At 61.5% G+C, this 16,907-nt stretch carries 15 protein-coding genes; 5 read left to right on the top strand and 10 right to left on the bottom strand.

Annotated elements, in window-relative coordinates:
• The first annotated feature begins 73 nt into the window (after positions 1-73).
• On the top strand, positions 74-514 hold the full coding sequence (locus L6D82_RS08570) for a hypothetical protein (RefSeq protein WP_236188719.1): 441 nt from the start codon (positions 74-76) through the stop codon (positions 512-514).
• A 121-nt stretch (positions 515-635) separates the two neighbouring features.
• Here L6D82_RS08570 and L6D82_RS08565 read toward each other — a convergent pair whose 3' ends face one another.
• Entirely contained in the window at positions 636-1,055 is a 420-nt protein-coding gene (locus tag L6D82_RS08565) for an organic hydroperoxide resistance protein (protein WP_085611780.1), read from the bottom strand.
• 263 nt (positions 1,056-1,318) lie between these two features.
• Here L6D82_RS08565 and L6D82_RS08560 point away from each other — a divergent pair, with 263 nt between their 5' ends.
• Entirely contained in the window at positions 1,319-3,109 is a 1,791-nt protein-coding gene (locus L6D82_RS08560; RefSeq protein WP_085747374.1) for a thiamine pyrophosphate-requiring protein, read from the top strand.
• A 70-nt stretch (positions 3,110-3,179) separates the two neighbouring features.
• On the opposite strand, the gene L6D82_RS08555 is transcribed toward L6D82_RS08560, so the two are convergent.
• The 4 genes from L6D82_RS08555 to L6D82_RS08540 form a co-directional block, all read right to left on the bottom strand.
• On the bottom strand, positions 3,180-4,532 hold the full coding sequence (locus tag L6D82_RS08555) for a c-type cytochrome (RefSeq protein ID WP_236188718.1): 1,353 nt from the start codon (positions 4,530-4,532) through the stop codon (positions 3,180-3,182).
• Positions 4,533-4,549: 17 nt separating this feature from the next.
• Positions 4,550-6,799 (bottom strand): xanthine dehydrogenase family protein molybdopterin-binding subunit, encoded by a 2,250-nt coding sequence (locus L6D82_RS08550; protein WP_236188717.1) that lies wholly within the window; start codon positions 6,797-6,799, stop codon positions 4,550-4,552.
• Positions 6,799-7,254: a (2Fe-2S)-binding protein gene (locus L6D82_RS08545; protein WP_085611777.1), complete on the bottom strand. Its 456-nt coding sequence runs from the start codon at positions 7,252-7,254 to the stop codon at positions 6,799-6,801. Before L6D82_RS08545 ends, L6D82_RS08550 begins: the two co-directional genes overlap by 1 nt.
• Before the next feature lie 77 nt (positions 7,255-7,331).
• Entirely contained in the window at positions 7,332-8,264 is a 933-nt protein-coding gene (locus tag L6D82_RS08540; RefSeq protein ID WP_102718334.1) for an AraC family transcriptional regulator, read from the bottom strand.
• A gap of 230 nt (positions 8,265-8,494) precedes the next feature.
• Between L6D82_RS08540 and L6D82_RS08535 the strand changes: the two genes are divergently transcribed.
• On the top strand, positions 8,495-9,703 hold the full coding sequence (locus tag L6D82_RS08535; RefSeq protein ID WP_236188716.1) for an MFS transporter: 1,209 nt from the start codon (positions 8,495-8,497) through the stop codon (positions 9,701-9,703).
• A gap of 188 nt (positions 9,704-9,891) precedes the next feature.
• Here L6D82_RS08535 and L6D82_RS08530 read toward each other — a convergent pair whose 3' ends face one another.
• The 4 genes from L6D82_RS08530 to L6D82_RS08515 all read right to left on the bottom strand — a co-directional run bounded on the left by L6D82_RS08530 (position 9,892) and on the right by L6D82_RS08515 (position 13,838).
• The gene (locus L6D82_RS08530; protein WP_236188752.1) at positions 9,892-10,890 is read right to left on the bottom strand and encodes an NADP-dependent oxidoreductase; all 999 of its coding nucleotides are present in this window, start codon (positions 10,888-10,890) and stop codon (positions 9,892-9,894) included.
• A 67-nt stretch (positions 10,891-10,957) separates the two neighbouring features.
• Positions 10,958-11,827: an alpha/beta fold hydrolase gene (locus L6D82_RS08525; protein WP_236188715.1), complete on the bottom strand. Its 870-nt coding sequence runs from the start codon at positions 11,825-11,827 to the stop codon at positions 10,958-10,960.
• 82 nt (positions 11,828-11,909) lie between these two features.
• The gene (locus L6D82_RS08520; protein ID WP_236188714.1) at positions 11,910-12,698 is read right to left on the bottom strand and encodes an SDR family NAD(P)-dependent oxidoreductase; all 789 of its coding nucleotides are present in this window, start codon (positions 12,696-12,698) and stop codon (positions 11,910-11,912) included.
• Positions 12,699-12,737: 39 nt separating this feature from the next.
• Complete coding sequence (locus L6D82_RS08515) at positions 12,738-13,838, bottom strand: alkene reductase (RefSeq protein WP_236188713.1); 1,101 nt, start codon at positions 13,836-13,838, stop codon at positions 12,738-12,740.
• Positions 13,839-13,987: 149 nt separating this feature from the next.
• Here L6D82_RS08515 and L6D82_RS08510 point away from each other — a divergent pair, with 149 nt between their 5' ends.
• Complete coding sequence (locus tag L6D82_RS08510; RefSeq protein ID WP_173940207.1) at positions 13,988-14,584, top strand: TetR/AcrR family transcriptional regulator; 597 nt, start codon at positions 13,988-13,990, stop codon at positions 14,582-14,584.
• 123 nt (positions 14,585-14,707) lie between these two features.
• Positions 14,708-15,328: a TetR/AcrR family transcriptional regulator gene (locus L6D82_RS08505; protein ID WP_134023354.1), complete on the top strand. Its 621-nt coding sequence runs from the start codon at positions 14,708-14,710 to the stop codon at positions 15,326-15,328.
• Positions 15,329-15,353: 25 nt separating this feature from the next.
• On the opposite strand, the gene L6D82_RS08500 is transcribed toward L6D82_RS08505, so the two are convergent.
• Positions 15,354-16,814 (bottom strand): efflux transporter outer membrane subunit, encoded by a 1,461-nt coding sequence (locus L6D82_RS08500; protein ID WP_236188712.1) that lies wholly within the window; start codon positions 16,812-16,814, stop codon positions 15,354-15,356.
• Positions 16,815-16,907: the final 93 nt, after the last annotated feature.

The following is a 16,907-nucleotide window of genomic DNA, read 5'->3' as shown; positions in this document are numbered from 1 at the left end:
ATGAGGCGCGGAGCGTCGCTCCGGCGATGCGTAACGGAAACCCGCGCCTTTGAACTCGTTAAGGAGAACGCAGATGGCAATCAGCCGAGTCACCGAAACAACCGATAAAACCGCACTCGTCAAAGCCGAGGTGTACCGCTGGTACAACCTCTTTTTCCCGTGGTCGCGCGGAGTGGCTTCCCAGTCGGAAGAGGCGATCAAGCCTTTGTACGATGCCCTGGCGAACGATTTCCGGGTGGTGCTCACGGACGGTCAGATCATGGACCGGGAGAACTACTGGGAACGCCTTTGGGGGCTGCACGGCAAACGTGCCGGGAGCCCCGAGTCGCACATCATCAATCTCTCGATCACGCCGCTTCCCGGTGACTTCTTCCTCACGGTTTTCGACCTGGTCAAGAACGGGATCACCAAGAAGAAAGTCGACTCGGCGCTGATGCGCCTCGACCCGGATTCGCCATCGGGAATCTCGTGGATTTACGTTCACGAAAGCGAGCACGAGACGTCGTTCGCGTAAATCGTTCAATGACCGTTCGCACCTCTGGTTGTTTGAACCGGAGAAACGGTATCGCTCAACCCTGTAAAAAAACCGCCCGAAGCCGTGCATCGGGCGGTTTGTCGGATCAAACAGGGCTGATTCAGATCAGCCGCAGGGTGACGTCGATGTTGCCGCGAGTGGCCTTTGAGTAAGGGCAGGTCTGATGCGCAGCGTCCACCAGCGCCTGAGCGACCGAAGGCTCTAGCCCCGGCAGGCTGACACTCAGGCGCGCCTGAAGAAAGAATGCGTCGCCGGCCTTGCCCAGATCGATTTCGGTTTCGACCGCCACATCCGCCGGAAGCCTGATCTTCTGTGCCGCGGCTGCCTTGCCCATGGCGCCGATGAAGCAGGCCGACCAACCGGCGGCCAACAGTTGTTCCGGATTGGTGCCGCTACCATTTGAACCGGGCGGCGAGAGCTTGATGTCCAGGTTGCCGTCCGAACTGCGCGATGCGCCATCGCGCCCGCCGGTGGTGCGGGTCTTGCCGGTGTACAGCACGGTGTCGAGTTGATTGATCATGGAAATACCTGCCTGAGTGATGGGGGATGTCGGACAGCGAAGGTTCCGATGGCTCACACTTTTGCATTGGCATGTACCCGAGATGTGTCGTGCAGCGGAGTTTTTGTATCGCTCTGTAGCCTTTATCGGCGTGGGAGGGATCAAGGGCGCAACTAATCGAAACTTCGCCGTCCGACGGGCTGTCCAGACCTTTACATCTCCCGAGCGTGTCGTGGATGTCGGCGCACCGGGATGTCATACGCAATGAAAAGATGAGGTCGGACATGACGGTGACAGTGGGTGATTTTCTGGTCGAGCGCCTGAGCCAATGGGGTGTGACACGAATTTTTGGTTATCCCGGCGACGGTATCAACGGCGTCTTCGGTGCGTTGAGCCGGGCAGGTGGCAAGATCGAGTTCGTCCAGGCGCGTCACGAGGAAATGGCGGCGTTCATGGCGTCCGCCCATGCCAAATTCACTGGTGAACTGGGTGTGTGCATCGCGACATCCGGCCCCGGCGCCTCGCACCTGATCACCGGACTTTACGACGCTCGGCTAGACCACATGCCGGTGCTGGCGATTGTCGGGCAGCAGGCGCGCACGGCACTGGGCAGCCATTATCAGCAGGAGCTGGACCTGGTCTCGATGTTCAAGGACGTGGCCGGAGCATTCGTGCAGCAGGCTTCGGCACCTTCGCAGGTCCGGCACCTGCTGGATCGCGCGGTACGCACGGCGGTCGGCGAACGCCGGGTGACGGCGCTGATATTGCCGAACGACTTGCAGGACATCGAGTACAAGGCCCCCGCGCGGGCCCATGGCACCGCGCATTCCGGGATCGGTTACAGCAAGCCGAAGGTGCTGCCTTACGACGCGGATCTGCAACGTGCCGCCGACGTGCTGAATGCGGGGGAGAAGGTTGCGATTCTGGTGGGTGCCGGAGCGCTGCAAGCCAGCGAGCAAGTGTTTGCGATTGCCGAGAAACTGGGCGCCGGAGTGGCAAAGGCGCTGCTCGGTAAAGCGGTGTTGCCGGACGAGTTGCCCTGGGTCACGGGCTGCATCGGTCTGCTCGGTACAGAGCCGAGCTACAAACTGATGACGGAGTGCGACACCCTGCTGATGATCGGATCGGGGTTTCCCTATGCCGAATTCCTGCCGAAGGAGGGGCAGGCGCGCGGGGTCCAGATCGATTTGCAGCCCGACATGCTAAGTCTGCGCTACCCGATGGAAGTCAATCTGGTTGGCGATGCAGCCGAGACCCTCGCGGCACTGGCACCGTTGCTCGAACACAAGCCGCTGCGCAAGTGGCGTAAAAAGATCGAAGGCTGGCGGGCGAGCTGGGATAAAACCCTTGAGAAGCGCGCCATGGCCAAGGCCGATCCGGTTAACCCACAACGGGTGGTGTACGAGTTGTCCCCGCGGTTACCCGAGCAGGCCATCATCACCAGCGACTCCGGTTCTTGCGCCAACTGGTTCGCCCGTGACCTGAAAATCCGCAAGGGCATGAAGTGCTCGCTTTCCGGTGGCCTGGCCTCGATGGGAGCCGCCGTGCCCTACGCGATCGCGGCGAAGTTCGCTTTCCCGCAACGGCCGGTGATCGCCTTGGTCGGCGATGGCGCCATGCAGATGAACAACATGGCCGAACTGATAACGGTCGCCAAATACTGGCGGCAGTGGGACAGCCCGAAGTGGATCTGCGCCGTGTTCAACAACGAGGATTTGAATCAGGTCACCTGGGAGCAGCGCGTGATGGAGGGCGACCCAAAATTCACAGCGTCGCAAAGTATTCCGGATGTGCCTTACCACTTGTTCGCCATCTCCATCGGTCTCAAAGGCATTTTTGTCGATCGGGAAGAAGACGTCGCCGCTGCCTGGGAAAAGGCGTTCGCCTCGGAGGTGCCGGTCGTCATCGAATTCAAGACCGACCCGAACGTGCCGCCGCTGCCTCCGCATATCAAGCTGGAACAGGCGAAGAAATTCGCCACTACCCTGCTCAAGGGCGACCCGGACGAAGCGGGTGTCATCGTGCAAACGGCTAAACAGGTATTGGGGGCGGTATTGCCCGGTAAGCCCAAATAAGCTTCAGCGTGGCGAGGATCGTCTCTGTCGTACTGCCCTTGGCTTCGAACCCGACCGCGTCCATTTCGTCTTAACGCATCTGCAGGATGATCGGACTGCTGCTGGCCGGATCAGTGTGCTCACGCAGTTTGCCAACCGTGTTCGCATCCACAGCTTTGCCGTGATTGCCCCAGGTGCTGCGCATAAAAGTCAGCACCTCGGCGATCTGCTGATCCGACAGCTGCTCACGGAAGGCCGGCATGCGATAGGCATCCGGCACGCCGGCCGCCACCACTCGTTGCGAACCATTCAGAGTGATGTTGATTGCCGAGGCACTTTCCCTGGCCAGTGCAGAAGTCGCGCCCGCCAGCGGCGGCATCCATTGCGATTGACCCTTGCCGTCCAGACCGTGGCACGACGCACAGCGCGTCACGTAGGTCTGCGCACCGGGCGAGTCCAGACGTGGCGCTGCCGAAACCGCTTGATACTGCCAGGGTGCACCATCGCGTTCGCGATCACCGGGTAGCGACTTCAGGTAGTGGGCAATGGCCGTCAGATCGTCATCGCTCATGAACTGCGTGGAGTTGTTGAACGCCTCGGTCATCGAGCCGTAGACCACCGCGTGCTGGTTGCGACCGGTCTTGAGGAACTGCACGATCTCTTGCTCGCTCCAGCGGCCCAGCCCGGTGTTGTGATCATCACGCAGGCTCGGGGCGTACCAGCCATCGAGCAGGGCGCCGGCGAGGTATGGCTTGCCGGACTCATCCAGTGCCTTCTCGTTGAACGCCAGGCTGCGCGGCGTGTGGCAACTGCCGCAGTGCCCGGCGCCCTGCACGAGATAAGCGCCGCGGTTCCATCGTTCATCCTGCGTCGGTTTGGACACATAAGGTTCGGCGTCAACAAATACACCGTTCCACAGCGCAATCGGCCAACGCAGGTTCAGCGGAAACGGAATCGCACTGGGGATGTTCGCCTGTTTGACCGGCGCTACGCCTTTCATGAAAAACGCATACAGCGCTCGTACGTCTTCATCACTGAGCTTGGCGTAGGACGGGTAGGGCATCGCCGGGTACAGACGGCGACTGTCGGGCGCCACGCCGTGGCGAACGGCACGGTCGAAGTCCGCCAGGCTGTAGTGGCCGATGCCGGTTTCCGTGTCCGGGGTGATATTGGTCGCATGGATCGCGCCCAGCGGCGTGGCCATTTCCAGCCCACCGGCGAATGGCGCACCGCCCGGCACGCTGTGACAGGCTACGCAATCGCTGAGCCTGGCGACGTATTCGCCACGGGCGACCAGCGCCGGGTCGATGTCGGCCACGGCGATCTGATGGTTCTCCAGGCGCGAGACTGGCTCGCGGGTGACGTACCAGGCCAGAAGGCCTGCCGCGAGCAGGCACGGCACCGCCAGCCAGCCAGCGGTTCTTGCGAATCGGCTGTTATTCATGAACGCTCCGGCGCTGATCAAGTGAAAGTGTGTCGGCTCATGGGCAGGCTGCGCACCCGCTGACCGGTCAGCGCTGCCACCGCGTTAGCGACCGCGGGCGCGACGGCAGGCAACGGCGGCTCACCGATGCCACCCATTTTTTCCCCGCTCTCGACCACGCGCACATGGACCCGTGCCATCCGCGCAGGCGGCAGGATCGGATACAAGTCGTAGTTGCGCGCCCGGGGTTTGCCATCAATCCACACGGCTTCTTCCACCAGCGTTTGCGACAGTCCCAACGCCACGGCGCCATTGACCTGAGCCTCGACAATCGCCGGGTTGACGATGCTGCCCGGGTCAATCGCTTGCCAGATGTCATGCACCTTGACCTGGCCGTTCTCGATGGACACCTCGGCGATCACCGCCGTCTCCGTACCAAACGGCGAAGCCATGGCCACCCCGCGCGCACGCCGGCTGCCATCCTCGGCGGTAAACGGCCCACGTTTCCAGCCGCCCGACAGTTCACCCACGGCTTGCAGCAGTGTGGTCAGCCGTTGGTTGTCACGCAGCAAATGCAGGCGCAGGTCGAACGGGTCTTTGCCGCCCTTGTCGGCCAGTTCATCGAGGAACGATTCATAGAAGAAGTCGTTGAGGGAATTGCCCACCGAGCGCCAGTAGCCAAGCATCGCCGGGCCTTTGACGTAAATCTGCGCGATGCGCTTGTTGGGGATCGCATAGGACTTGCCCGACAAGCCTTCAAGCGCGGTCGGATCGAGCTTTTCACCTTGCTTGCCGGCGAGGGCTTCGGTCGGGCCTTCGGTGGCACTGATCGCTTCGATTGCCAGCGGCCAGCCGTCGTTGTCCAGTGCCGCCCGGAAATTCACCGCGGCAACCGGGCGGAGCACGTCACGCAGGAACTCTTCTTCGCGGCTCCAGATCAGCTTGACCGGACGGCCAACTGCCTTGGACAGCGCAATCGCCTGCGGATACGGACTGGCCGAGTCATAGAGGAAATGCCGGCCGAAGAACCCACCCAGCAGTGGCGAATGCAAGGTGATGCGCGAAAGATTGAGGCCCGTACGCTTGGCGATGTCGGCGCGGAACATGTCCGGCGCCTGATTCGGCAGCCAGACCTCCAGCGAACCGTCCGGGTTGAATCGGGCCAGTGCTGAAGGTGGCTCCAGCTGACCGTGGTTCAGGTACTGGTTGTGGTAGGTGGCGTCGATCCGGGTCTTGGTCTCCTTGAGAATCGCCGCCACGTCGCCTTCGTTTTCATCATCTTTGGCCGGGCTTTTATCTTCAGCGAGGCGCTTGAACCAGGCATCGCTGGAAAAGTCAGCGGGCATCGGCCGCACTTTGCTGTCGGCCGTCGGCTCTTGCCAGTCGACCTGGATCGCCTCGACGGCACGTTTGGCGTGCCACCAGCGCTCGGCGACCACCGCTACAGCGCCCGGCAGACGGTGCACGGAATGCACGCCTTTCATCGCCTTGACCTGGTCTTCGTTGCGCAAGTTGCCCACGGTCATCCCCAGGCGCGGGGCATGTTGAACGGCGGCATGCAGCATGTCGTCGACTTTCAGATCGATGCTGTACAGCGCCTTGCCCGTGGATTTGTCGTAAGCGTCGAGACGCTTCACCGGTTTGCCGATCCAGCGGAACTGGCTCGGATCACGCAGCTTCACCGAGGCCGGATCGGGTACCGGCAGATCCATCGCGCGCTCGGCCAGTTCACCGTAGGCCAGCGAGCGGCCCGACTTCGCATGGACCACCTTGCCAGGCTCGGTGCTCAACTCGCTCACCGGCACGCCCAGTTGCTGCGCGCCGGCCTGCAACAGCATGGCGCGGGCGAGGGCACCGAGGCGGCGCATGACCGGGTAACTCATGCGCACCGACATACTGCCGCCGGTGATGCGCATGCCGTTCTCCATGACTACGTAGGCCTCGCCGGGCGGGGCGGCTTCGACCAGGAAGGTCGCCGGATCGGCATCCAGTTCTTCACCGACGATCTGCGCCATTGCGGTGAACGTGCCTTGTCCACCTTCCATGAACGGGCACAGCAGACGCACGCGGTTGTCCGGACGGATCTCGAGAAACGCCGGGACCTGCGTGCCGCGCTCGGCCGTCGTCGCCGCTGCAGCTTGCACCCGTGTGGAACCGAGTGGGAGGCCGAAGCCGAGCACCAGCGCGCCGACGGCGGTACCGGTCAGGAAACGTCTGCGCGACACATTGATCGGTTCCTGCAGATCCAGGACTGAAGCGTGTTGTGAAGGGTCGATACGAACGTTCATCACGCGTCCCCCTTGCCGGCAAGTTCATGCACGGCGGCATGAATGGCGTTGTAAGTACCGCAGCGGCACAGATTGACCATCGCCGCCTCGATCTGCGCATCACTCGGTTTGGGGTTCTGCTTGAGCAGCGCGGTGGCAGCCATCACCTGCCCGGACTGGCAGTAGCCGCACTGGGCGACCTGCAGATCGACCCAGGTCGAGACGACTCGTTTGCCCACGTCATCGGTTTCGATGGCTTCAATGGTGGTGACCTCGCGGCCAACCACACCCGCCACCGGCGTGACGCACGAGCGCACGACGTTGCCGTCCACCAGCACCGAGCAGGCGCCGCATTGCGCCAGTCCGCAGCCGTACTTGGTGCCGGTCATGCCCAGATCATCGCGGATCACCCACAGCAGGGGCGTATCGGCGTCGGCATCGACCTGATAGGTCTTCTGGTTGATTCGTAGTTCCATGATTCACCCGCTGATCATCGGTTGACGTGCATTGTTATGAGCGGTGACACGCGGCGGGGCGCATCACCGGTTTTCGTTCAATTCGCGACTGTGCCGAGCGCTGCTGCCTCGAAGGGCTGCCCGCGCAAAAGGGCCATGTCGCGGCTCGGCGCGGTGCCGAACAGACGGCCGTATTCGCGGCTGAACTGCGAAGGGCTTTCATAGCCCACCGCAAACGCTGCCCGCGACACATCGAGGCGCTCGATCAGCATCAGTCGGCGCGCTTCGTTGAGCCGCAGCCATTTCTGGTATTGCAGCGGACTCATGCCGGTGAGCTGGCGGAAATGATGGTGAAAGGTCGGCGCGCTCATCTGCACTCGCGCCGCCAGATCGTCGATGCGCAGGGCATCGGTGTAGTTGACCTTCAGCCAGTCAATGGCCTTGGCGATGCGATAACCCTGACCGTCGACGGCAGTGATCTGCCGCAGTCGCGGGCCTTGGTCGGTGTGGAGCAGCCGATAGTGGATTTCTCGCAGAATCAGCGGCGCCAGGACCGGGATCGCCTCGGGTTCATCGAGCAATGCCAGCAGGCGATCGAGCGCGTCCTCCAACGCTGACGACAGGCTGCCAATCGCAGCGCCCGTACCCGTTGATGGCTGGCGTTTCGCGGGCAAGCCGCTCTTGGTAATGACCTCGGCAAGCATGCTGACATCCAGTTTCAGCACAAGGCCGACACAGGGCCATTCGGGAGTGGCGAGCATTACTTCGGAGTTGGCGGGCAGGTCCAGCGACGTGACCAGAAACCGCGACGGGTCATAGCTGTAGCCCTCACCGCCGACCCACAAGCGCTTTTCGCCACGACCCACGAGAATCAGGCTGGGTTCGATCATGCACACAACGGGGGGCGCCGGCTGGTCGCGACGAAACAGCGACAGCCCGGGTATCGACGTGGCGAAGTCACCCGGCGCGTTCACACGCGGGTCGATGTGCCGCGCCAAAGGTGATTCCTGGGGCAGAGGGGTCGGGATCATGTGGGCTCACTCCTTTGACCGGACTCTAATGCGCGCGCGCGACGTTTCCTATCCATCACCCTGCATCCCCAGAGGATCAGGCAAGCATTCAAGAGGAATGCACTAGGGAAGCACCGGATTGACCGGGAGAATGTGTCTATCTGTTACAGGGGCAGTGCCCGGACGGGCGACAAACTGCTTGCCCCTGCGCATCACCCCCCTACGTTTTTTTCGCACCACAGGTAGTTTTCATGACGTTACCTTCTACAAAACCTTCTAAAAGAACGGGCGGCTGGAGCGCCGTGCTGGCCATGTCGTTGGCCGCATTCGCCCTGGTCGCTTCAGAGTTCATGCCCGTCAGTCTGCTGACGCCTATCGCGGCGGACCTGCATATCACCGAAGGTCAGGCCGGGCAGGGGATTTCCGTGTCCGGTGCCTTTGCCTTGATCACCAGTCTGTTGATTGCCTCGGTCGCCGCTCGCATCGAACGCAAGAAGCTTCTGCTTTGCCTGACCTTGTTGATGATCGTCTCCGGAACGGTCGTCGCACTCGCCCCGGGCTACCCGTCGTTCATGTTCGGACGTGCGTTGATCGGGATTGCGATTGGTGGTTTCTGGTCGCTGTCGGCGGCGACTGCCATGCGCCTGGTGAAGCCTGAACAGGTTTCCCGTGCGCTGGCCATCGTCAATGGCGGCAACGCTTTGGCCACGGTCATCGCCGCTCCGGCGGGCAGCTTTCTCGGCTCGTTGATCGGCTGGCGCGGTGCATTCTTCTGTGTGGTTCCGGTCGCGGTGCTTGCCGCCGTGTGGCTGCTGATCAGCCTGCCGTCCTTCAAGGCCGAACGCCAGGCAGGTAGCGGCAACGTTCTGCGTCTGATGAAGCAATTGCCAGTAGCTTTGGGCATGGTCGCCGTCAGCGTCTTTTTCATGGGCCAGTTCATGCTGTTCACCTACCTGCGACCATTTCTTGAGGGCGTGACGGGCGTCAGTGTCTCAACCTTGTCGTTCATGCTGCTGGGGCTTGGAGTGGCAGGTTTTATCGGCACCTTTCTGATCGAACGGTTTGTGGGGCGCGGCCTCTACCGCACGTTGACCGCCATTCCGCTGATCATGGCGGTGATCGCGCTGGCGTTGGTCAGCTTCGGCAAATCGCCGGTGCTGACCGCCGTGCTGCTCGGACTCTGGGGGCTGGTTGCCACGGCCGCGCCGGTCGGCTGGTGGACGTGGCTGGCGCAGACGCTCCCGGATGATGCGGAAGCCGGAGGCGGCTTGCTGGTAGCCATCGTCCAACTGGCGATCGCCGGCGGCGCAATCATTGGCGGTCTGGCCTTTGATTTGAGCGGTTACAAAGCCACCTTCGAGCTTAGCGCCGCTGTCCTGGTCGCCGCTTCCGTGCTGGCCTGGCTGGCCGGACGCAATGCCACGCAAATTCATCTTGTCGAGTCGAGCGCGACAGCCTGACGAGATCACCTGCAACCTTCCTTATGGCTCAAGCATCAAACTGCGCCAAACGATAACGGGCGGTTGAACCTGCACATCATCCGGTTGAAGCGCTTGCTGCTCCTCTGGCGAAATCACTTCGGCTGAGGGCCGCTCCAGCAGTAAAGGGTGTGCAGTGTCTACGTTCGATTCAGGAACAGGCGGCGTGGTCATTTGAGCGCAACAACGACCTTGCCCTTGGCGCGTCCCCGCTCAACGTACTTCAATGCCTCGGCCGTTGATTCAAAGGGGAAGGAGCGATCAACCACAGGTTTGATGATTCCGTCCTCAACGAGCGCGGTGATGTGTTGCAGTTGAGCGCCATTGGCCCGCATGAACACGAACGCGTAGCTGACATCCTGCTTGCGCGCTTTGCGACGAATGCCAAGGCTCAGCAGGTGCATGACTTGCTGCAATGGCCAGGACAATCCTTGCTCCCTCGCGAACTGCACAGTGGGTGGGCCTGAGATGGAAATGAGTTGACCACCGGGTTTCAGGACCGCGAGTGATTTCTCCAGCACGTCGGCGCCAAGGCTGTTCAGCACCACGTCGTAGTCACGCAGCACATTTTCGAAGTTCTGCTGTTTATAGTCGATGACTAGATCGGCCCCCAGCGCCTTGACCCATTCGACATTGGCGGTACTGGTGGTTGTGGCGACAAACGCACCGAGGTGTTTGGCAAGCTGAATGGCAATGCTGCCGACGCCGCCGGAGCCCGCGTGAATCAGCACTTTCTGGCCCTTTTGCAGCCGGGCGGTTTCAACCAGTACTTGCCAGGCGGTCAGTGCAACCAAGGGCAGGGATGCGGCTTGCGCCATGTCGGTATTGGCGGGTTTCAGGGCAACCGCGTTTTCGTTCACGGCGATCAATTGGGCGAACGTCCCGATCCGCGCTTCGGGCGGGCGAGCGTATACCTCGTCTCCCGGTTTGAAGCGTGTCACCTGCGGGCCGACTTCAACCACGACACCCGCCAGGTCATTGCCCAATATCAACGGAAAGGCGTAGGGCAGGATCAGCTTGAACTCGCCTTTGCTGATCTTCGAATCCAGCACGTTGACACTGCTCGCATGGACCTCGATCAAGATGTCGTGGGCACCGACTGCAGGGGCGGGTGCTTCGCCAATGCGTCCGGGGTTCTTGCCATAGCCATCAATCAGAAATGCTTTCATCGTGGTGCGGCTCTTGCTGGTTGTACGGAGGGGAGTCGGTGGGTTGCGGTGTTGCTGCGTGACGTGATCAAGCATCGAGAAACGCCTGCGCCTTGGCCACAAAGTCGGCGTGATGCTGGAAAATCCCGCCGTGCCCGGCATCCTCATAAATCACCAACTGTGCGTCGGGGATAAGCCTGGCCAGTTCAAACGAGTTAACGCTGGGCACCATGATGTCGTTGTCGCCGTTGACGACCAGCGTCGGTGTGTGCAAGCGCCCAAGCGCTTGCCGCGGTTGTTTGCCCCACGCCGTGATGGCTTTCAATTGCCGCAGGAAGGCGCGGGGTGTCGGGCCCTTGTCGCGATTGTTCTTGCGTGCCTTGAGGCGTCGTAAATACTGCGAGGCAGACCGTCGCCCATTGGCCGACGAGGTGAAGAAAAGGTAGAACTTGGGATCGCGCAGGGTCAGCAAGCCTTTGAGGATCAATGGCCATGACACTGTGCCGACCTCGTCGATGCCGGTGCCGCCCGCCGGTCCAGTACCGGTCAGAATCAACCGGCGTACCAAGTCAGGCGCCTTGAGGGCAATGTCCTGAGCGACGAAACCCCCGAGGGAAAATCCGAGCACATCCACGGTTTTCAGCCCCAGCGCCCTGATCAGCTGGATGGCATCGTCGGCCATTTCACCCACCGTCAGTGGCGCGGTTCCACCCGAGTTGCCGATGCCGCGATAGTCGGTGGTGATGACGCGTCTGGTTTGCGCCAAGCCATCGATGATCGCGGGGTCGAAGTTGTCCAGCACCGCGCCCCAATGATTGAACAGCACGAGGGGCACGCCGGTTGCGGGCCCGGTGTCGCGGTAGGCGAAGGGAATGCCGTTGACCGTGATCGACTGGTTCGCCGCGTCGATGAATGACGTCGGCGAACCCGAGCGGGAATTTGTCTGCATTGAACTCATTGTCACTCCGGCAAGCCGGCAGGATGCGATGCAATGCCATGTGCCTGCATCGAACCCGGCGCGAATGCTCGCTAGCAAAAAATCACTGTGGCGTCTGGTAGCGTTGGGCAACCGCAGACTGGCGGATTTGCCCCAGCAGGCCCTGGCGTGCGCCCTGCAGGTCATCCCAGCGCTCGGCTTCGTGCAGCGGCGGGATGGTCACAGGTTCGCGACGATCGAAACCGACCAGTGCGGCATCCACCAGATCACCCACTTCCATGATTTCGCTCAGGGTATTGATGTCGACGCCGGAGCGGTCCCAGATTTCCGTGCGGGTGGCGGCGGGCAACACGGCCTGCACGTAGACGCCCTGAGGCGAGAGTTCCAGGCTCAGGCCCTGAGACAGGAACAGCACGAAGGCCTTGGTCGCACCGTAGACGCTCATGCCGAACTCCGGCGCCAGGCCCACCACCGAACCGATGTTGATGATTGCGCCGTCGCCGGCCTTGGCCAGGCGTGGGGCGATGGCGCTGGCGAGCCGCACCAGCGCCGTGGTGTTGAGGGCCACCAGTTGCGCGACGCTGTCGGTGCTTTGGTCGACGAAGTGGCCGGACAGCGCGGCGCCGGCGTTATTGACGAGAATGCCGATGCGGGCGTCGTCGCGCAGGCGGCTTTCAACGGTGGTCAGATCGGCGAGTTGGGTCAGGTCCGCCGGGATAACATCGACGGCGACGTCGTGCCCGCTGCGCAAGCGCGCTGCCAGTGCGTCCAGGCGATCCTGATCGCGGGCGACCAGTACCAGATCGTGACCACGTTTGGCGAAGCGTTCGGCATAGACGGCGCCAATGCCGGTGGAGGCGCCAGTGATGAGAACAGTAGGGCGAGTGCTCATGGGGTATCTCTCTTTCAGGAGGTGAGAAACGGAACGCGCTCAGCTTGCGCTGACGCTCGATTCAGCCAGCGTCGGGTAGTCGATGTAGCCCGCCGCGCCGCCGCCGTAGAGGGTGGCGGGATTGAACGCGGACAGCGGCGCGCCCTGCTTGAGGCGCTCCACCAGATCCGGGTTGCCAATGAACGGGCGACCGAAGGCGATCAGGTCGGCCTGGTCTTCGGCGAGCCGCGCGTTCGCCAGGTCGAGGTCATAGCCGTTGTTGGCGATATAGGTGTTTTTGAAGCGCTGGCGCAGGGCGCCGAAATCGAAGGGGGCTACGTCACGCGGGCCGCCGGTCGCGCCTTCGACCACGTGCAGGTAAACCACGCCGAGGGCGTCGAGTTGCTCGACGACGTAATTGAATTGCGCCTGCGGATCGCTGCTGGCCACGCCGTTGGCCGGCGACACGGGAGACAGACGCACACCGGTGCGATCCGCGCCGATCTCGTTGATGACAGCCGCCGTCACTTCGAGCAGCAGACGCGCACGATTTTCTATCGAGCCGCCGTAAGCGTCGGTTCGCCGATTGGCGTTGTCCTTGAGGAATTGATCCAGCAAATAGCCGTTTGCACCGTGAATTTCCACGCCATCGAACCCGGCGGCGACTGCGTTGGCCGCAGCCTGGCGGAAATCGGAGACGATCCCCGGCAGTTCGCTGGTTTCCAGGGCGCGGGGTTCGGAGACGTCTTCAAAGCGGTTGTTGACGAACACTTTGGTCGCGGCACGCAGCGCAGAAGGGGCCACCGGTGCGGCGCCGTTTTCTTGCAGGTCAACGTGTGAGACGCGGCCGACATGCCACAGCTGCAGGAAGATTTTTCCGCCCTTGGCGTGGACGGCATCAGTGACTGTGCGCCAACCGTCAATCTGTGCCTGGGTGTAGATCCCGGGGGTGTCCTGATAACCCTGGCCCTGTCGGGAAATCTGCGTCGCTTCGCTGATCAGCAAACCGGCGCTGGCGCGTTGGCTGTAATAGGCGGCCGCGAATTCGCTGGGGACAAAGCCCTGGCCTGCGCGGTTGCGTGTCAGCGGTGCGAGAACAACGCGGTTCGACAACGTGAGACTGCCTAGCGTGTAAGGGGTGAACAGAGTCTGTTTGGTCATCTGATGAATCTTCCGTGCCCGTTGATGGAGATCGGTGGGGTGTGAAATTAGGATGATGATCGAAATCTAAACTGTCAACGGTTTTGATTATGGCCGACATCTATGTATCATCGGACGCAGGAATTACCGCTAAACGCGAGGTATTGCACGTGAGAGTGACCAAGGCCCAGGCGCAGGCCAATCGAGAACACATCGTTGAGACGGCCTCAGAGCTGTTCCGTGAGCGTGGCTTTGACGGCGTCGGTGTGGCGGATCTCATGGCGGCTGCCGGTTTCACCCATGGAGGCTTCTACAAGCACTTCGGCTCGAAGGCTGACCTGATGGCCGAAGCCTCGGCCTGCAGTCTTGGCAAATCGTTGACCGGCGCCCAGGCGCTCGACGTGCCCGGTTTCATCAACGTCTACGTGAATCGAGAACATCGCGACGGACGCGGCAGCGGTTGCACGATGGCCGCACTGTGTGGCGACGCGGCGCGTCAGTCGGACGATGTGAAAGCCACGTTTGCCGAAGGCATTGAACGCACCCTGCAAACTCTGGGGGAAAAATATCCGACAGGGCCGGATGCCGCGGAGGGTGAGGGAAGAAGGAAAATGATCGACTTGCTGTCGCGTGCGGTCGGCGCAATTGTCTTGTCACGCGCCTGTCCGGATGATTCCGCCTTGGCGGATGAAATCCTTGAGGTATGCCGCGCCGAAATGTTTGCTTCATTGCCGGTGTTGCCGGTCGATGAAGTGGAAACGCCGTAGAAGGGCCGATCCACCCTGTTCGATGACTTGAACGTCAGCCCGTTTCAGACAGCCGTTTTTCGTGAATATGTAGTCTATTGGTCACGATTTGTAAGACCTCGACAGGGTGAGTAAGCTACGCCCATGAATCAGCCATCCATATCTTCGCCCGGCCCACGTGGCCCAGTCGATCACGAGATTCGTGATCAGATTGTCGCGGCAGCCAATGAACACTTCAGCCAAAACGGCTATGGCAAAACCACGGTGTCCGATCTGGCCAGGGCCATCGGTTTTTCCAAGGCGTACATCTATAAGTTCTTTGATTCCAAGCAGGCGATCGGCGAAGCGATCTGCTCGAATTGTCTGGGGCAAATGGTTGCAGCGGTCGAACAGGCTGTTAACGCAGAGGGGATTTCGCCGACCGAGCGTTTCCGCCGGCTGGTGAAGACCGTGATTGCCACGGGTGTGGACCTGTTCTTCAATGATCGCAAGCTCTACGACATCGCGGCATTCTCGGCAGCGGAGCGTTGGCCATGTGCTCAGGTGTATGAGGAGCAGATCAAGCGCTTTATCTTCGACATCGTGCGTGAAGGGCGAGAGCTCGGAGAGTTCGAGCGCAAGACCCCGCTGGACGAGACCGTCGAAGCGATTCATCTGGCCCTGCGTCCCTTCGTCAATCCGTTGTTGCTGCAGCACAATCTGGATTTTATCGAGGTAGCGCCCACGCTGACCTCCAACCTCATTCTGCGCAGCCTGATGCCCTGACCTGAAAGCGATCTGGTGGTGCTGCTCAGCGTGCCGCTACAGGTTGTGATTCAGTGGGTTGCCAGCCCCCGCCCAGCGACTTGAACACCGCTACCGCCGCACGGGCCGATTCGGTCCGCGCTTGCGCTCTGGCGTCGGAGGCCTGCAACAGTGTTTCGTCGGCGTGCAGGACATCGATCAGGCTGGCGGTGCCTTTTTCATAGGCGGTGAACGAGGACTGGCGAGCTTGAGTCAGCGCGGCTTCGCCGCCGGTAAGGGTGGTGGTCTGAGTTTGCCGATTCACCAGTGAAGACAGCGCGTTCTCTACATCTTCGGTGGCGCGCAGTACCGACTGGCGATAGGCGGCCAATGCTTCAGATTCCTGGCCTTTGGCCTGATCGATCCGGGCGTTGATGCGTCCGAAGTCGAATAGCCTCCAGCGCAGACCCAGGACAGCGCTCGATTGGCTCGCGCCGCTGGTGAAAAGATTGCCGCCGGAGACGGCAGTCGCGCTGCCGAGCAAGGCGCTGAGGGAAAATTTCGGGTAGTACTCGGCAATCGCTTCACCGATACGCGCGTTGGAGGCCGCGAGACGGCGTTCGGCGACGATCAGGTCCGGTCTGCGCCGCAGCAGATCTGCAGGTGTGCCCAGCGCAGTCAGCGACGGTACATCGGGAATCTCGCCCTCACGTGCCAGTTGCGTGCGGTGAGTGCCGGGAGGCGTGCCGAGCAGCACGTCCATCGCATTCATGGCTGCCTCCAGACCGCTTTGCAGTACCGGAACGGTCGCCTGGACTTGCGACAACTCACCCTCGGCCTGGCGCACCTGATACTCCGCGGCCAGCCCTTTGCCGTAAAGCAACTGAACCTTCTCCAGCAATGCGCGCCGGGTGTCGACTTGCCGGGTGGCGATGTCCAGCCGCGCCTGTAATCCGCGCAGGGTGATGTAGATATCGGCTGTTTGCGCAGCGATTGCCAGCCTCGTCGCCGTGAAACCGGCTGCTGAGGCCTGATACTCAGCCAGTGCCGCCTCACGCCCGCGGCGCAGTCCGCCAAAGACATCGACTTCCCAGCCCGCCTCGAGATTGGCCTCGTAGGCATTGCCGTAACGGTCGTAGCCGGGTGTTGAATTCAAGACTTGGCCCAGTGGTGTCTCGACGGACTGATAAGCGCGTGCCGCCTGTGCGCTGATATTCGCCGAGGGCAGCAGTGCTGCATTTGCGGCGCCCAGTCCGGCCTTGGCCTGGGTGACGCGCGCTGATGCCTGTGCCAGGTCCAGATTCTGCTGCAAGGCCTGGTCGATGAGGTTGCTCAGTAGCGGATCGTTAAAGCTTTCCCACCAGGCGGCAAGGCTGTCCGGTGTCGATCCTGATCGCGGTTCGACAGCAGACTTCCCGAGGTAATGATCTGAAAGCGGGGCATCTGGACGATGGTAATCCGGACCCACCGCACAACCTGCCATGAGGCTGGCGGTAACCAAAAGAGCAATTGGGCGCAGGGGAGGCATCGGCGTTCCTTAACGAGATTTTCGTGACCATATTACGCAATGGTCACAACGTGTCAATTAAGGCTTGAAAAGGCAATCACGGTATAAATGATA

It is taken from the genome of Pseudomonas paraglycinae, assembly GCF_021601625.1.
In the GTDB taxonomy this organism is placed as follows: domain Bacteria; phylum Pseudomonadota; class Gammaproteobacteria; order Pseudomonadales; family Pseudomonadaceae; genus Aquipseudomonas; species Aquipseudomonas paraglycinae.
Note: the sequence above shows the minus strand (reverse complement) of the source record. Positions and strands in the feature narration are given on the sequence as shown.

Coding starts and splice junctions, on each gene's coding strand:
- L6D82_RS08570 (WP_236188719.1), top strand. CDS start 74: ATGGCAATCAGCCGAGTCACCGAAACAACCGATAAAACCGCACTCGTC.
- L6D82_RS08565 (WP_085611780.1), bottom strand. CDS start 1,055: ATGATCAATCAACTCGACACCGTGCTGTACACCGGCAAGACCCGCACC.
- L6D82_RS08560 (WP_085747374.1), top strand. CDS start 1,319: ATGACGGTGACAGTGGGTGATTTTCTGGTCGAGCGCCTGAGCCAATGG.
- L6D82_RS08555 (WP_236188718.1), bottom strand. CDS start 4,532: ATGAATAACAGCCGATTCGCAAGAACCGCTGGCTGGCTGGCGGTGCCG.
- L6D82_RS08550 (WP_236188717.1), bottom strand. CDS start 6,799: ATGAACGTTCGTATCGACCCTTCACAACACGCTTCAGTCCTGGATCTG.
- L6D82_RS08545 (WP_085611777.1), bottom strand. CDS start 7,254: ATGGAACTACGAATCAACCAGAAGACCTATCAGGTCGATGCCGACGCC.
- L6D82_RS08540 (WP_102718334.1), bottom strand. CDS start 8,264: ATGATCCCGACCCCTCTGCCCCAGGAATCACCTTTGGCGCGGCACATC.
- L6D82_RS08535 (WP_236188716.1), top strand. CDS start 8,495: ATGACGTTACCTTCTACAAAACCTTCTAAAAGAACGGGCGGCTGGAGC.
- L6D82_RS08530 (WP_236188752.1), bottom strand. CDS start 10,890: ATGAAAGCATTTCTGATTGATGGCTATGGCAAGAACCCCGGACGCATT.
- L6D82_RS08525 (WP_236188715.1), bottom strand. CDS start 11,827: ATGAGTTCAATGCAGACAAATTCCCGCTCGGGTTCGCCGACGTCATTC.
- L6D82_RS08520 (WP_236188714.1), bottom strand. CDS start 12,698: ATGAGCACTCGCCCTACTGTTCTCATCACTGGCGCCTCCACCGGCATT.
- L6D82_RS08515 (WP_236188713.1), bottom strand. CDS start 13,838: ATGACCAAACAGACTCTGTTCACCCCTTACACGCTAGGCAGTCTCACG.
- L6D82_RS08505 (WP_134023354.1), top strand. CDS start 14,708: ATGAATCAGCCATCCATATCTTCGCCCGGCCCACGTGGCCCAGTCGAT.
- L6D82_RS08500 (WP_236188712.1), bottom strand. CDS start 16,814: ATGCCTCCCCTGCGCCCAATTGCTCTTTTGGTTACCGCCAGCCTCATG.